Source organism: Salmonella sp. 741265073_HBA (genome assembly GCF_046569105.1).
Taxonomy (GTDB): domain Bacteria; phylum Pseudomonadota; class Gammaproteobacteria; order Enterobacterales; family Enterobacteriaceae; genus Salmonella; species Salmonella enterica.
Genome location: NZ_JBKFRY010000004.1, coordinates 149,037 through 165,679 on the forward strand (window position 1 = coordinate 149,037; position 16,643 = coordinate 165,679).

The 16,643-nt window shown below is 43.7% G+C and carries 14 protein-coding genes and 1 pseudogene; all 15 read left to right on the forward strand.

Annotation, left to right across the window (positions count from 1 at the left end; all coding sequences use genetic code 11):
* Positions 1–21: 21 nt before the first annotated feature.
* A complete protein-coding gene (wcaK, locus tag ACLD3P_RS08020) occupies positions 22–1,302 on the forward strand; it encodes a colanic acid biosynthesis pyruvyl transferase WcaK (protein WP_131046429.1) in 1,281 nt (426 codons plus the stop codon).
* Positions 1,299–2,519: a colanic acid biosynthesis glycosyltransferase WcaL gene (wcaL, locus tag ACLD3P_RS08025; protein WP_079981905.1), complete on the forward strand. Its 1,221-nt coding sequence runs from the start codon at positions 1,299–1,301 to the stop codon at positions 2,517–2,519. Before wcaK ends, wcaL begins: the two co-directional genes overlap by 4 nt.
* 10 nt (positions 2,520–2,529) lie before the next feature.
* A complete protein-coding gene (wcaM, locus tag ACLD3P_RS08030; RefSeq protein WP_131046428.1) occupies positions 2,530–3,933 on the forward strand; it encodes a colanic acid biosynthesis protein WcaM in 1,404 nt (467 codons plus the stop codon).
* A 177-nt stretch (positions 3,934–4,110) separates the two neighbouring features.
* Positions 4,111–5,004 carry a GalU regulator GalF gene (galF, locus tag ACLD3P_RS08035; protein ID WP_000981469.1) on the forward strand — a complete coding sequence of 298 codons (894 nt, stop codon included), beginning with the start codon at positions 4,111–4,113 and terminating at the stop codon, positions 5,002–5,004.
* A gap of 376 nt (positions 5,005–5,380) precedes the next feature.
* Positions 5,381–6,466: a dTDP-glucose 4,6-dehydratase gene (gene rfbB / locus ACLD3P_RS08040; protein WP_000697850.1), complete on the forward strand. Its 1,086-nt coding sequence runs from the start codon at positions 5,381–5,383 to the stop codon at positions 6,464–6,466.
* The gene (gene rfbD, locus ACLD3P_RS08045) at positions 6,466–7,365 is read left to right on the forward strand and encodes a dTDP-4-dehydrorhamnose reductase (protein ID WP_001023664.1); all 900 of its coding nucleotides are present in this window, start codon (positions 6,466–6,468) and stop codon (positions 7,363–7,365) included. Before rfbB ends, rfbD begins: the two co-directional genes overlap by 1 nt.
* 47 nt (positions 7,366–7,412) lie before the next feature.
* The gene (rfbA, locus tag ACLD3P_RS08050) at positions 7,413–8,291 is read left to right on the forward strand and encodes a glucose-1-phosphate thymidylyltransferase RfbA (protein ID WP_000857531.1); all 879 of its coding nucleotides are present in this window, start codon (positions 7,413–7,415) and stop codon (positions 8,289–8,291) included.
* On the forward strand, positions 8,292–8,843 hold the full coding sequence (rfbC, locus tag ACLD3P_RS08055; protein ID WP_000973709.1) for a dTDP-4-dehydrorhamnose 3,5-epimerase: 552 nt from the start codon (positions 8,292–8,294) through the stop codon (positions 8,841–8,843).
* 5 nt (positions 8,844–8,848) lie between these two features.
* A pseudogene (locus ACLD3P_RS08060) lies at positions 8,849–9,842 on the forward strand (CDP-6-deoxy-delta-3,4-glucoseen reductase).
* Positions 9,839–10,612: a glucose-1-phosphate cytidylyltransferase gene (rfbF, locus tag ACLD3P_RS08065; protein WP_000648783.1), complete on the forward strand. Its 774-nt coding sequence runs from the start codon at positions 9,839–9,841 to the stop codon at positions 10,610–10,612. Before ACLD3P_RS08060 ends, rfbF begins: the two are co-directional and overlap by 4 nt.
* Before the next feature lie 4 nt (positions 10,613–10,616).
* Complete coding sequence (gene rfbG, locus ACLD3P_RS08070; RefSeq protein WP_000565903.1) at positions 10,617–11,696, forward strand: CDP-glucose 4,6-dehydratase; 1,080 nt, start codon at positions 10,617–10,619, stop codon at positions 11,694–11,696.
* A gap of 26 nt (positions 11,697–11,722) precedes the next feature.
* Positions 11,723–13,036, forward strand: coding sequence for a lipopolysaccharide biosynthesis protein RfbH (gene rfbH, locus ACLD3P_RS08075; protein ID WP_000126349.1), 1,314 nt, complete (start codon positions 11,723–11,725; stop codon positions 13,034–13,036).
* 27 nt (positions 13,037–13,063) lie between these two features.
* Positions 13,064–13,963 carry a CDP-abequose synthase gene (rfbJ, locus tag ACLD3P_RS08080; RefSeq protein WP_000143399.1) on the forward strand — a complete coding sequence of 300 codons (900 nt, stop codon included), beginning with the start codon at positions 13,064–13,066 and terminating at the stop codon, positions 13,961–13,963.
* A gap of 81 nt (positions 13,964–14,044) precedes the next feature.
* A complete protein-coding gene (locus tag ACLD3P_RS08085; RefSeq protein WP_006497737.1) occupies positions 14,045–15,337 on the forward strand; it encodes an MATE family efflux transporter in 1,293 nt (430 codons plus the stop codon).
* Positions 15,338–15,341: 4 nt separating this feature from the next.
* Positions 15,342–16,343, forward strand: a complete 1,002-nt coding sequence (gene rfbV / locus ACLD3P_RS08090; protein ID WP_023201599.1) for an abequosyltransferase RfbV — start codon at positions 15,342–15,344, stop codon at positions 16,341–16,343.
* Positions 16,344–16,643: the final 300 nt, after the last annotated feature.

Sequence of the window (16,643 nt, forward strand, 5' to 3'; positions counted from 1 at the left end):
CGGGGATATAAGAGGCTATTTATGAAATTATTAATTTTAGGCAACCACACATGCGGCAACCGTGGTGATAGCGCCATTATGCGCGGTTTGCTTGATGCCATCCGTCAACAGGCGCCAGAGGCGGAAATGGATGTAATGAGTCGTTTCCCGGTGAGTTCCGCCTGGTTGCAGGGGCGCCCGATTATTGCCGACCCGCTGTATCAGTTAAGCCAGAAACAGCAGGCGGCGGCAGGGCTTAACGGTCGGGTGAAAAAAGTATTACGCCGTCGTTTTCAGCATAAAATTTTATTGTCTAAAGTCGCCCAGGAAGGATCGCTGCGTAATTTTGCTATCGCGCCGGAATTTGCCGAATTCGCGCAATTTATTGCGCAGTATGACGCCGTCATTCAGGTGGGCGGTTCAAACTATGTCGACTTATACGGTTTGACTCACTTTGAATATCCGCTGTGCGCGTTTATGGCGAACAAACCAATTTATATGGTGGGACATAGCGTCGGCCCTTTCCAGAACCCTGACTTTAACCAGCTCGCCAATTATATTTTTGGACGCACCAGTGCGTTGATCCTGCGTGAAACCGTCAGCCGCGATCTGATGACCGCCGCGCAGATCGATACCCGGAAAGTGGAGCAGGGGGTGGATACCGCCTGGTTAGTCGAACGCCGTCACGACGAGTTTGTTGCCAGTTATGCTGTCCAGCACTGGCTGGACGTCACCGCGCGCCGCAAAACCGTCGCGATTACGTTGCGCGATCTGGAGCCGTTTGATAAACGCCTGGGCACCACTCAGCAGGCCTATGAGCAGGCATTTGCCCAGGTCGTGAATCGCCTGATTGCGGACGGTTATCAGGTACTGGCGCTGTCGACCTGCACCAGTATCGATCGCTATAACCGCGATGACCGGATGGTTGCGTTACGGATGGCGAAGTATGTAAACGACTCAGAGCATTTCCATATCGCGATGGACGAACTCAATGACGTGGAAATCGGAAAGATCCTCGCATCCTGCGTACTGACCATCGGGACGCGCCTGCATTCCGCCATTATCTCCATGAATTTTGGCACACCCGCTATCGCCATTAATTATGAACATAAATCCGCCGGGATTATGCAGCAGCTAGGCCTGGCGGAATTGGCTATTGATATCCGTCACTTGCTGAACGGTTCATTACAAAGCGTGGTGGCCGATACGCTCAATCAATTGCCTGCGCTAAAGGCAAAAGTGGCTAACGCCGTCACCGAGGAGCGGGCGAAAGGGTTCACGATGATCAAATCCGTTCTCGACAGAATTCGGGAGGAACAATGAAAGTCAGCTTTTTTCTGCTGAAATTTCCACTTTCATCGGAAACCTTTGTGCTGAATCAGATTACTGCGTTTATTGATATGGGCCATGAGGTGGAGATTGTCGCGTTACAAAAAGGCGATACCCAACATACTCACGCCGCCTGGGAGAAGTATGGCCTGGCGGCGAAAACCCGCTGGTTACAGGATGAGCCCCAGGGACGGCTGGCGAAACTGCGCTACCGGGCATGTAAAACGCTGCCGGGGCTGCATCGGGCGGCGACCTGGAAAGCGCTCAATTTTACCCGCTATGGCGATGAATCACGCAATTTGATCCTTTCCGCGATTTGCGCGCAGGTGAGCCAGCCTTTTGTGGCGGATGTGTTCATCGCGCACTTTGGTCCGGCGGGCGTGACGGCGGCCAAACTACGCGAACTGGGCGTGCTTCGCGGCAAAATCGCGACTATTTTCCACGGGATTGATATCTCCAGCCGCGAGGTGCTCAGGCATTACACGCCGGAGTATCAGCAGTTGTTTCGTCGTGGCGATCTGATGCTGCCCATCAGCGATCTGTGGGCCGGTCGCCTGAAAAGTATGGGCTGCCCGCCGGAAAAGATTGCCGTTTCGCGCATGGGCGTCGACATGACGCGTTTTACTCATCGTCCGGTGAAAGCGCCAGGGATGCCGCTGGAGATGATTTCCGTCGCGCGCCTGACCGAGAAAAAAGGCCTGCATGTGGCGATTGAAGCCTGTCGGCAACTGAAAGCGCAGGGCGTGGCGTTTCGCTACCGCATTCTGGGGATTGGCCCGTGGGAACGTCGGCTGCGCACGCTCATCGAGCAGTATCAGCTAGAGGATGTCATTGAGATGCCGGGGTTTAAACCGAGCCATGAAGTGAAGGCGATGCTGGATGACGCCGATGTTTTTTTGCTGCCGTCGATTACCGGTACGGATGGCGATATGGAAGGTATTCCGGTGGCGCTGATGGAGGCAATGGCGGTAGGGATTCCCGTGGTATCTACCGTGCATAGCGGTATTCCGGAACTGGTGGAGGCCGGCAAATCCGGCTGGCTGGTGCCGGAAAACGATGCGCAGGCGCTGGCGGCCCGACTCGCTGAGTTCAGCCGGATTGACCACGACACGCTGGAGTCGGTGATCACGCGCGCCCGTGAAAAAGTGGCGCAAGATTTTAATCAGCAGGCGATTAATCGCCAGTTAGCCAGCCTGCTACAAACGATATAAACGAGGTGGTATGCCCACGACTAAATTCTCCCGACGTACCCTCCTGACGGCAGGTTCCGCGCTTGCTGTTCTCCCTTTTCTACGCGCCTTGCCGGTACAGGCGCGTGAACCTCGCCAGACCGTCGATATTAAGGATTATCCGGCGGATGACGGTATCGCCTCGTTCAAACAGGCCTTCGGCGACGGGCAGACCGTGGTCGTACCGCCAGGATGGGTGTGTGAAAATATCAATGCGGCGATAACGATTCCGGCGGGAAAAACGCTGCGGATACAGGGCGCGGTGCGTGGGAATGGCCGGGGACGGTTTATTTTGCAGGACGGGTGTCAGGTGGTGGGGGAGCAGGGCGGCAGTCTGCACAATGTGACGCTGGATGTTCGCGGGTCGGACTGTGTGATTAAAGGCGTGACGATGAGCGGCTTTGGCCCCGTCGCGCAAATTTTCATTGGTGGTAAGGAACCGCAGGTGATGCGTAATCTCATTATCGATGACATCACCGTTACCCACGCCAACTACGCCATTCTCCGCCAGGGATTTCATAACCAAATGGATGGCGCGCGGATTACGCATAGCCGCTTTAGCGATTTGCAGGGGGACGCCATTGAGTGGAATGTCGCGATTCACGACCGCGATATCCTGATTTCCGATCATGTCATCGAACGCATTGATTGTACCAATGGCAAAATCAACTGGGGGATCGGCATCGGGCTGGCGGGTAGCACCTATGACAACAGTTATCCTGAAGACCAGGCAGTAAAAAACTTTGTGGTGGCCAATATTACCGGATCTGATTGCCGACAGTTGGTGCACGTAGAAAATGGCAAACATTTCGTCATTCGCAATGTCAAAGCCAAAAACATCACGCCCGATTTCAGTAAAAATGCGGGTATTGATAACGCAACGATCGCAATTTATGGCTGTGATAATTTCGTCATTGATAATATTGATATGACGAATAGTGCCGGGATGCTCATCGGCTATGGCGTCGTTAAAGGCAAATACCTGTCAATTCCGCAAAACTTTAAATTAAACGCTATTCGGTTGGATAATCGCCAGGTTGCTTATAAATTACGCGGCATTCAAATTTCCTCCGGTAACGCCCCCTCTTTTGTCGCCATCACCAACGTACGGATGACGCGTGCTACGCTGGAACTGCATAATCAACCACAGCATCTTTTTCTGCGTAATATCGACGTGATGCAAACTTCAGTCATTGGCCCGGCGTTAAAAATGCGCTTCGATTTGCGTAAAGATGTCCGTGGTCAATTTATGGCCCGCCAGGACACGCTGCTTTCCCTCGCTAATGTTCATGCCATCAATGAAAACGGGCAGAGTTCCGTGGATATCGACAGGATTAATCACCAAACCGTGAATGTCGAAGCGGTGAATTTTCCGCTGCCGAAGCGGGGAGGGTAAGTACCGCTATTTTTACGAAAATTCCTGGGAAAAAGTTGTTCATACTTAATGTTATGGTGCCGACTAAGACGTAATGTAGAGCGTGCCATCATTATCCCTGGCAGCAGAGTAATTCATGCTGGCGAAAACAAGCTAAAGAGCTATAATTCAGCAACCATTTTACAGGTGGAAGAAACAATGATGAATTTGAAAGCAGTTATACCGGTAGCGGGTTTGGGTATGCATATGTTGCCTGCCACCAAGGCAATCCCAAAAGAGATGCTACCGATCGTCGACAAGCCAATGATTCAGTACATTGTCGATGAGATTGTGGCTGCAGGGATCAAAGAAATCGTACTGGTGACTCACGCGTCTAAAAACGCCGTTGAGAACCACTTCGACACCTCTTATGAACTTGAATCACTTCTTGAACAGCGCGTTAAGCGTCAGCTTTTGGCGGAAGTGCAATCTATCTGCCCACCGGGCGTAACGATTATGAACGTTCGCCAGGCGCAGCCGTTAGGGCTGGGGCACTCTATTCTGTGCGCGCGTCCGGTCGTGGGCGATAACCCTTTCATTGTGGTACTCCCGGATATTATTATTGATGATGCTACCGCCGATCCGCTGCGCTATAACCTTGCGGCGATGGTGGCGCGTTTCAATGAAACGGGTCGCAGTCAGGTGCTGGCGAAGCGCATGAAAGGTGATTTATCGGAGTATTCCGTTATCCAGACGAAAGAACCTCTGGATAATGAAGGCAAAGTCAGCCGGATTGTGGAGTTTATCGAAAAACCGGATCAGCCGCAGACGCTGGATTCCGATTTGATGGCGGTAGGCCGTTATGTGCTTTCAGCCGACATCTGGGCGGAACTGGAAAGAACCGAACCGGGCGCCTGGGGCCGCATCCAGCTCACCGATGCCATTGCTGAACTGGCGAAAAAACAGTCGGTTGACGCGATGCTAATGACGGGTGACAGCTATGACTGCGGTAAAAAAATGGGCTACATGCAGGCATTTGTGAAGTACGGGCTGCGCAACCTGAAAGAAGGAGCGAAGTTCCGTAAGAGCATAGAGCAGCTTCTGCATGAATAAGTATTAACAACCGTGATAAATGGTTGGTGATAAACATAATAACGGCAGTGAACATTCGAAGCGGCAAGTTGGCTGAAACGAGTGTTGACTGCCGTTTTAGTTTTGTATAAAGGACTTAAGTAACAAGGAGTTATCTGGAGCATTTTAATGCTGATTTTATAAGATTAATCCTTGTTTCCGGATGCAATTAATAAGACAATTAGCGTTTAAGTTTTAGTGAGCTTTGCCCTGCTGGGCGAGGTTTGTAACAAGTCGATATGTACGCAGTGCACTGGTAGCTGATGAGCCAGGGGCGGTAGCGTGTGTAACGACTTGAGCAATTAATTTTTATTGGCAAATTAAATACCACATTAAATACGCCTTATGGAATAGAAAAGTGAAAATACTTATTACTGGCGGGGCAGGTTTTATTGGATCAGCTGTTGTCCGCCATATTATTAAGAATACACAGGACACTGTAGTTAATATTGATAAATTAACCTACGCCGGTAATCTTGAATCCCTTTCTGATATTTCTGAAAGTAATCGCTACAATTTTGAACACGCGGATATTTGTGATTCCGCTGAAATAACGCGTATTTTTGAGCAGTACCAGCCGGACGCGGTGATGCATTTGGCTGCGGAAAGTCATGTGGACCGTTCGATTACCGGGCCGGCAGCATTTATTGAAACCAATATCGTCGGTACCTATGTACTTCTTGAAGTTGCGCGTAAATACTGGTCTGCGCTTGGCGAAGATAAAAAAAATAGTTTTCGTTTTCATCATATTTCCACTGATGAAGTTTACGGCGATTTACCGCATCCTGATGAAGTTGAAAACAGCGTTACGCTGCCGTTATTTACTGAAACGACGGCATATGCGCCAAGTAGCCCCTATTCTGCGTCAAAAGCATCCAGCGATCATTTAGTCCGTGCCTGGCGGCGTACCTATGGTCTACCAACGATCGTTACCAATTGTTCTAATAACTATGGCCCTTATCACTTCCCTGAAAAACTGATTCCGTTGGTCATTTTGAACGCACTGGAAGGAAAGCCTTTGCCAATTTATGGCAAAGGGGATCAGATTCGCGACTGGCTATATGTAGAAGATCACGCTCGCGCGCTTCATATGGTAGTGACTGAAGGCAAGGCAGGGGAGACTTATAACATTGGTGGCCACAATGAGAAGAAAAATCTCGATGTGGTATTTACTATCTGTGATCTGCTGGATGAGATTGTACCCAAAGCGACTTCTTATCGTGAACAAATCACTTATGTCGCGGATCGTCCGGGCCATGATCGTCGTTATGCCATTGATGCAGGTAAAATTAGCCGTGAATTAGGCTGGAAACCGCTGGAGACCTTTGAAAGCGGTATTCGTAAAACAGTGGAATGGTACCTTGCAAATACTCAATGGGTAAACAATGTTAAAAGTGGGGCGTATCAGAGTTGGATAGAACAGAACTATGAAGGACGCCAGTAATGAATATCTTACTTTTTGGTAAGACAGGGCAAGTAGGCTGGGAGTTGCAACGTTCTCTGGCGCCAGTGGGGAATCTGATTGCCCTGGATGTCCATTCAAAAGAGTTTTGCGGTGATTTTAGTAATCCGAAAGGCGTTGCTGAAACCGTTCGTAAGCTTCGTCCCGATGTGATTGTTAACGCAGCAGCCCATACTGCAGTAGATAAAGCAGAGTCTGAACCAGAACTGGCGCAGTTACTTAACGCCACCAGTGTGGAAGCCATTGCTAAAGCGGCCAACGAAACTGGCGCATGGGTAGTGCATTATTCAACCGATTATGTATTTCCTGGTACCGGCGATATCCCATGGCAGGAAACGGACGCTACGTCGCCGCTGAATGTCTATGGCAAGACCAAACTGGCGGGAGAAAAGGCCCTGCAGGATAACTGCCCTAAGCACCTTATCTTCCGCACCAGTTGGGTTTATGCAGGTAAGGGCAATAATTTCGCAAAGACAATGCTTCGTCTGGCGAAAGAGCGTCAGACACTTTCAGTCATTAACGATCAGTACGGTGCGCCAACCGGTGCGGAATTACTGGCTGACTGCACGGCCCATGCGATCCGTGTGGCGTTAAATAAACCAGAAGTCGCAGGTCTTTACCATCTGGTTGCCGGGGGAACCACAACCTGGCATGACTACGCGGCCTTAGTCTTTGACGAGGCGCGCAAGGCAGGGATAACGCTTGCGCTGACTGAGCTTAATGCTGTGCCGACCAGTGCCTACCCGACGCCGGCGAGCAGACCAGGCAATTCGCGTCTCAATACTGAAAAGTTTCAGCGTAATTTTGGCCTTATTCTGCCGCAATGGGAATTAGGAGTTAAGCGTATGCTGACTGAAATGTTTACGACGACAACCATCTGATAAATTTAAATGCCCATCAGGGCATTTTCTATGAATGAGAAATGGAAATGAAAACGCGTAAGGGCATTATTTTAGCGGGGGGCTCCGGCACTCGTCTTTATCCGGTGACTATGGCGGTTAGTAAGCAATTGCTACCAATTTATGATAAACCGATGATTTACTATCCCCTTTCCACGCTTATGCTGGCAGGCATTCGGGATATCCTAATCATCAGTACGCCACAGGACACGCCGCGTTTTCAACAACTGCTGGGAGACGGCAGTCAGTGGGGGCTGAATCTTCAATATAAAGTACAGCCAAGCCCGGATGGCTTAGCACAGGCGTTTATTATTGGTGAAGAGTTCATTGGTCATGATGATTGTGCATTAGTGCTGGGTGACAATATCTTCTATGGTCATGATTTACCAAAGTTAATGGAAGCTGCCGTTAATAAAGAAAGTGGTGCTACCGTCTTTGCTTATCATGTAAACGATCCAGAGCGCTACGGTGTGGTTGAGTTTGACCAAAGTGGCACAGCCGTTAGTCTGGAGGAAAAACCGTTACAACCGAAGAGTAATTACGCGGTAACGGGGCTGTATTTTTATGATAATAGCGTGGTGGAGATGGCGAAAAATCTTAAGCCTTCCGCTCGCGGTGAGTTAGAAATCACGGATATTAACCGTATCTATATGGATCAGGGAAGATTGTCTGTCGCTATGATGGGGCGCGGTTATGCCTGGTTGGATACAGGGACGCATCAGAGTTTGATAGAGGCCAGTAATTTTATTGCAACCATCGAAGAACGCCAGGGACTAAAAGTGTCCTGCCCGGAAGAGATCGCATTTCGTAAAAATTTTATAAATGCACAACAGGTTATAGAACTGGCCGGGCCATTATCAAAAAATGATTATGGCAAATATTTGCTGAAGATGGTGAAAGGTTTATAAGTGATGATTGTGATTAAAACAGCAATACCAGATGTCTTGATCTTAGAGCCTAAAGTTTTTGGCGATGAGAGGGGATTCTTTTTTGAAAGTTATAACCAGCAGACCTTTGAAGAGTTGATTGGACGTAAAGTTACATTTGTTCAAGATAATCATTCAAAATCCAAAAAGAACGTACTCAGAGGGCTACATTTTCAGAGAGGAGAAAATGCACAGGGGAAGTTAGTTCGTTGTGCTGTCGGTGAGGTTTTTGATGTTGCGGTCGATATCCGAAAAGAATCGCCTACTTTTGGTCAATGGGTTGGCGTAAATCTATCTGCTGAGAATAAGCGACAGCTTTGGATTCCAGAAGGTTTTGCTCATGGTTTTGTTACTCTTAGTGAGTATGCAGAGTTTCTGTACAAAGCAACTAATTATTACTCACCTTCATCGGAAGGTAGCATTCTATGGAATGATGAGACAATAGGTATTGAATGGCCTTTTTCTCAGCTGCCTGAGCTTTCAGCAAAAGATGCTGCAGCGCCTTTACTGCATCAAGCCTTGTTAACAGAGTAAGCATCGTGTCTCATATTATTAAGATTTTTCCATCAAATATTGAATTTTCCGGTAGAGAGGATGAATCAATCCTCGATGCTGCGCTATCGGCTGGCATCCATCTTGAACATAGCTGCAAAGCGGGTGATTGTGGTATCTGTGAGTCCGATTTGTTGGCGGGAGAAGTTGTTGACTCCAAAGGTAATATTTTTGGACAGGGTGATAAAATACTAACCTGCTGCTGTAAACCTAAAACCGCCCTTGAGCTAAATGCGCATTTTTTTCCTGAACTAGCTGGGCAGACAAAAAAAATTGTCCCATGCAAGGTAGATAGTGCTGTACTGGTTTCAGGCGATGTTATGACTTTGAAGTTACGCACACCACCAACAGCAAAAATTGGCTTCCTTCCAGGGCAGTATATCAATTTACATTATAAAGGTGTAACTCGCAGTTATTCTATCGCTAATAGTGATGAGTCGAATGGTATTGAGTTGCATGTAAGGAATGTTCCCAATGGTCAGATGAGTTCGCTCATTTTTGGGGAGTTACAAGAAAATACTCTTATGCGCATTGAAGGGCCTTGCGGAACATTTTTTATTCGTGAAAGTGACAGACCTATAATCTTCCTTGCAGGCGGTACTGGATTCGCTCCAGTTAAATCAATGGTTGAGCATCTCATTCAGGGAAAATGTCGTCGTGAGATCTACATTTACTGGGGAATGCAATATAGTAAAGATTTTTACTCTGCATTACCGCAGCAGTGGAGTGAACAGCACGACAACGTTCATTATATCCCTGTTGTTTCTGGTGATGACGCCGAATGGGGGGGAAGAAAGGGATTTGTCCATCATGCCGTGATGGATGATTTTGATTCTCTAGAGTTCTTCGATATATATGCATGTGGTTCACCTGTGATGATCGATGCCAGTAAAAAGGACTTTATGATGAAAAATCTCTCTGTAGAACATTTCTATTCTGATGCATTTACCGCATCTAAATAATATTGAGGATAATTTATGAAAGCGGTCATCCTGGCTGGTGGACTTGGTACCAGACTAAGTGAAGAAACAATTGTAAAACCAAAACCGATGGTAGAAATTGGTGGCAAGCCTATTCTTTGGCACATTATGAAAATGTATTCTGTGCATGGTATCAAGGATTTTATTATCTGCTGTGGTTATAAAGGATATGTGATTAAAGAATATTTTGCGAACTACTTCCTTCACATGTCAGATGTAACATTCCATATGGCTGAAAACCGTATGGAAGTTCACCATAAACGTGTTGAACCATGGAATGTCACATTGGTTGATACGGGTGATTCTTCAATGACTGGTGGTCGTCTGAAACGTGTTGCTGAATACGTAAAAGATGACGAGGCTTTCCTGTTTACTTATGGTGATGGCGTTGCCGACCTTGATATCAAAGCGACTATCGATTTCCATAAGGCTCACGGTAAGAAAGCGACTTTAACAGCTACTTTTCCACCAGGACGCTTTGGCGCATTAGATATCCAAGCTGGTCAGGTCCGGTCATTCCAGGAAAAACCGAAAGGCGATGGGGCAATGATCAATGGTGGTTTCTTTGTGTTGAATCCATCGGTTATCGATCTCATCGATAACGATGCAACAACCTGGGAACAAGAGCCATTAATGACATTGGCACAACAGGGGGAGTTAATGGCTTTTGAACACCCTGGTTTCTGGCAGCCGATGGATACTCTACGTGATAAAGTTTACCTCGAAGGGCTGTGGGAAAAAGGTAAAGCTCCGTGGAAAACCTGGGAGTAACTAGATGATTGATAAAAATTTTTGGCAAGGTAAACGTGTATTCGTTACCGGCCATACTGGCTTTAAAGGAAGCTGGCTTTCGCTATGGCTGACTGAAATGGGTGCAATTGTAAAAGGCTATGCACTTGATGCGCCAACTGTTCCAAGTTTATTTGAGATAGTGCGTCTTAATGATCTTATGGAATCTCATATTGGCGACATTCGTGATTTTGAAAAGCTGCGCAATTCTATTGCAGAATTTAAGCCAGAAATTGTTTTCCATATGGCAGCCCAGCCTTTAGTGCGCCTATCTTATGAACAGCCAATCGAAACATACTCAACAAATGTTATGGGTACTGTCCATTTGCTTGAAGCAGTTAAGCAAGTAGGTAACATAAAGGCAGTCGTAAATATCACCAGTGATAAGTGCTACGACAATCGTGAGTGGGTGTGGGGCTATCGTGAGAACGAACCCATGGGAGGGTACGATCCATACTCTAATAGTAAAGGTTGTGCAGAATTAGTCGCGTCTGCATTCCGGAACTCATTCTTCAATCCTGCAAATTATGAGCAACATGGCGTTGGTTTGGCGTCTGTGAGGGCTGGTAATGTCATAGGCGGAGGCGATTGGGCTAAAGACCGTTTAATTCCCGATATTCTGCGCTCATTTGAAAATAACCAGCAGGTTATTATTCGAAACCCATATTCTATCCGTCCCTGGCAGCATGTACTGGAGCCTCTTTCTGGTTACATTGTGGTGGCGCAACGTTTATATACAGAAGGTGCTAAGTTTTCTGAAGGATGGAATTTCGGCCCGCGTGATGAAGATGCGAAGACGGTCGAATTTATTGTTGACAAGATGGTCACGCTTTGGGGTGATGATGCAAGCTGGTTACTGGATGGTGAGAATCATCCTCATGAGGCACATTACCTGAAACTGGATTGCTCTAAAGCAAATATGCAATTAGGATGGCATCCGCGTTGGGGATTGACTGAAACACTTGGTCGCATCGTAAAATGGCATAAAGCATGGATTCGCGGCGAAGATATGTTGATTTGTTCAAAGCGTGAAATCAGCGACTATATGTCTGCAACTACTCGTTAAGAAAATAAGTTTAAGGAATCAAAGTAATGACAGCAAATAACCTGCGTGAGCAAATCTCTCAGCTTGTCGCTCAGTATGCGAATGAGGCATTGAGCCCGAAACCTTTTGTTGCAGGTACAAGCGTTGTGCCTCCTTCCGGGAAGGTTATTGGTGCCAAAGAGTTACAATTGATGGTTGAGGCGTCTCTTGATGGATGGCTAACTACTGGTCGTTTCAATGATGCCTTTGAGAAAAAACTTGGGGAATTTATTGGGGTTCCTCATGTTTTAACGACTACATCTGGCTCTTCGGCAAACTTGCTGGCACTGACTGCGCTGACTTCCCCAAAATTAGGCGAGCGTGCTCTCAAACCTGGTGATGAGGTTATTACTGTCGCTGCTGGCTTCCCGACTACAGTTAACCCGGCGATCCAGAATGGTTTAATACCGGTATTCGTGGATGTTGATATCCCGACATATAATATCGATGCCTCTCTCATTGAAGCTGCAGTTACTGAGAAATCAAAAGCGATAATGATCGCTCATACACTCGGTAATGCATTTAACCTGAGTGAAGTTCGTCGGATTGCCGATAAATATAACTTATGGTTGATTGAAGACTGCTGTGATGCCCTTGGGACGACTTATGAAGGCCAGATGGTAGGTACCTTTGGTGATATCGGAACCGTTAGTTTTTATCCGGCTCACCATATCACAATGGGTGAAGGCGGTGCTGTATTCACCAAGTCAGGTGAACTGAAGAAAATTATTGAGTCGTTCCGTGACTGGGGCCGGGATTGTTATTGTGCGCCAGGATGCGATAACACCTGCGGTAAACGTTTTGGTCAGCAATTGGGATCACTTCCTCAAGGCTATGATCACAAATATACTTATTCCCACCTCGGATATAATCTCAAAATCACGGACATGCAGGCAGCATGTGGTCTGGCTCAGTTGGAGCGCGTAGAAGAGTTTGTAGAGCAGCGTAAAGCTAACTTTTCCTATCTGAAACAGGGCTTGCAATCTTGCACTGAATTCCTCGAATTACCAGAAGCAACAGAGAAATCAGACCCATCCTGGTTTGGCTTCCCTATCACCCTGAAAGAAACTAGCGGTGTTAACCGTGTCGAACTGGTGAAATTCCTTGATGAAGCAAAAATCGGTACACGTTTACTGTTTGCTGGAAATCTGATTCGCCAACCGTATTTTGCTAATGTGAAATATCGTGTAGTGGGTGAGTTGACAAATACCGACCGTATAATGAATCAAACGTTCTGGATTGGTATTTATCCAGGCTTGACTACAGAGCATTTAGATTATGTAGTTAGCAAGTTTGAAGAGTTCTTTGGTTTGAATTTCTAATTCAATTTATTCTATCTGGTGATTGCGATGACCTTTTTGAAAGAATATGTAATTGTCAGTGGGGCTTCCGGCTTTATTGGTAAGCATTTACTCGAAGCTCTAAAAAAATCGGGGATTTCAGTTGTCGCAATCACTCGAGATGTAATAAAAAATAATAGTAATGCATTAGCTAATGTTAGATGGTGCAGTTGGGATAATATCGAATTATTAGTCGAGGAGTTATCAATTGATTCTGCATTAATTGGTATCATTCATTTGGCAACAGAATATGGGCATAAAACATCATCTCTCATAAATATTGAAGATGCAAATGTTATAAAACCATTAAAGCTTCTTGATTTGGCAATAAAATATCGGGCGGATATCTTTTTAAATACAGATAGTTTTTTTGCCAAGAAAGATTTTAATTATCAACATATGCGGCCTTATATAATTACTAAAAGACACTTTGATGAAATTGGGCATTATTATGCTAATATGCATGACATTTCATTTGTAAACATGCGATTAGAGCATGTATATGGGCCTGGGGATGGTGAAAATAAATTTATTCCATACATTATCGACTGCTTAAATAAAAAACAGAGTTGCGTGAAATGCACAACAGGCGAACAGATAAGAGACTTTATTTTTGTAGATGATGTGGTAAATGCTTATTTAACTATATTAGAAAATAGAAAAGAAGTACCTTCATATACTGAGTATCAAGTTGGAACTGGTGCTGGGGTAAGTTTGAAAGATTTTCTGGTTTATTTGCAAAATACTATGATGCCAGGTTCATCGAGTATATTTGAATTTGGTGCGATAGAGCAAAGAGATAATGAAATAATGTTCTCTGTAGCAAATAATAAAAATTTAAAAGCAATGGGCTGGAAACCAAATTTCGATTATAAAAAAGGAATTGAAGAACTACTGAAACGGTTATGAGATTTTCATGATCTTTTAATAAATAAATCGTTAACAAATTAGTCGCGTTATGTTGTAAAAACTAAGTCGTTTAATTGCATAGTGAAAGTTCAATTGTTAAAAATTCCGAGTCATTTAATTGTTGCAGGTTCATCATGGTTATCCAAAATAATAATTGCCGGGGTGCAGTTAGCAAGTATTTCATATCTTATTTCTATACTAGGTGAAGAGAAATATGCAATCTTTAGTTTGTTAACTGGTTTATTAGTATGGTGTAGCGCTGTTGATTTTGGCATAGGTACAGGACTGCAAAATTATATATCAGAATGCAGAGCCAAAAACAAAAGTTATGATGCATATATTAAATCAGCATTACATCTAAGCTTTATAGCTATTATTTTTTTTATTGCTTTATTTTATATTTTTTCTGGGGTAATTTCCGCTAAATATCTTTCTTCTTTTCATGAGATATTACAGGACAAAACCAGAATGCTCTTTTTTACCTCATGTCTGGTTTTCAGTTCTATTGGAATCGGAGCTATTGCTTATAAAATACTTTTTGCCGAATTGGTCGGGTGGAAAGCTAATCTATTAAACGCATTATCTTATATGATAGGTATGCTCGGCTTGTTATATATATACTATAGGGGGATCTCAGTTGACATAAAATTATCACTAATAGTCCTGTATCTTCCAGTGGGTATGATTTCATTGTGCTATATTGTATATAGATACATAAAGCTTTATCATGTTAAAACAACAAAATCTCATTATATAGCGATTTTACGTAGATCTTCAGGGTTTTTTCTTTTTACTTTATTATCGATAGTGGTGCTTCAAACAGATTATATGGTCATTTCTCAAAGGCTAACTCCTGCTGATATTGTCCAATATACAGTAACGATGAAAATTTTTGGTTTAGTCTTTTTTATTTATACTGCTATTTTGCAAGCATTATGGCCTATATGTGCTGAATTGAGAGTCAAACAGCAATGGAAAAAACTTAACAAAATGATAGGTGTCAATATTTTGCTTGGCTCACTATATGTTGTTGGATGTACAATATTTATTTATTTATTTAAAGAACAGATATTTTCAGTAATAGCCAAAGATATTAATTATCAAGTTTCTATTTTATCTTTTATGTTAATTGGCATATATTTCTGTATTCGCGTTTGGTGTGACACTTATGCAATGTTATTGCAAAGTATGAATTATTTAAAAATACTTTGGATATTAGTACCACTACAAGCAATAATTGGTGGAATAGCACAATGGTATTTTTCTAGTACGCTTGGAATCAGTGGAGTGCTGCTTGGCTTGATTATATCTTTTGCTTTAACTGTTTTTTGGGGGCTTCCACTAACTTACTTAATTAAGGCAAATAAGGGATAATCATATGCTTATATCATTTTGTATTCCAACTTATAATAGAAAAGAATATCTTGAAGAGTTGTTGAATAGTATAAACAATCAGGAAAAATTTAATTTAGATATTGAGATATGTATATCAGATAATGCCTCTAATGATGGTACAGAGGAAATGATTGATGTTTGGAGGAATAATTATAATTTCCCAATAATATATCGGCGTAATAGCGTTAACCTTGGACCGGATAGGAATTTTCTTGCTTCAGTATCCCTTGCGAATGGGGATTATTGTTGGATATTTGGCAGTGATGATGCTCTTGCAAAAGACTCGTTAGCGATATTACAAACTTATCTCGATTCTCAAGCAGATATATATTTATGTGACAGAAAAGAGACCGGCTGTGATTTAGTTGAGATTAGAAATCCTCATCGTTCCTGGCTCAGAACAGATGATGAGCTTTATGTGTTTAATAATAATTTAGATAGGGAAATCTATCTCAGTAGATGCTTATCTATTGGTGGTGTATTTAGCTATCTAAGTTCTTTAATAGTAAAAAAAGAACGATGGGATGCCATTGATTTTGATGCGTCCTATATTGGCACTTCCTATCCTCATGTATTTATCATGATGAGCGTATTTAATACGCCTGGGTGCCTTTTGCATTATATATCAAAACCACTCGTAATATGTCGAGGAGATAATGATAGTTTCGAGAAGAAAGGAAAGGCCAGACGAATATTAATTGATTTTATTGCATATTTAAAATTAGCTAATGATTTTTACAGTAAAAATATATCTTTAAAACTAGCATTTGAAAATGTTTTGCTAAAAGAGAGACCATGGTTATATACAACTTTGGCTATGGCATGTTATGGCAATAGTGATGAAAAAAGAGATTTATCTGAATTTTATGCAAAGCTAGGTTGTAATAAAAATATGATTAACACTGTACTTCGATTTGGGAAACTAGCATATGCAGTGAAAAATATTACCGTGCTTAAGAATCTTACTAAACGGATAATTAAGTAGTAGTAAGTTATTATATTGAGATTAAATGTAGATTTAACCTTTCTGGATTCAGCTAGATTTACGTTACTGACTTTTCTTTTTAATGAAAAATTATATTTGATATATATAAATAAATTTGGATAGCTTAACTACTTAGATGTTTTTTCTGGGAATGTTAGTATAATAATATATTTTCCTTATGATTATTTTTGTGGTGTTTTACTGCCGGTATTACATTAACTCTATTATTAACAATTACACCTAGTGTAAGCTTCGTAATATTATTTATCCTTATAATTATTGCTTTAAAGATGCGTATGG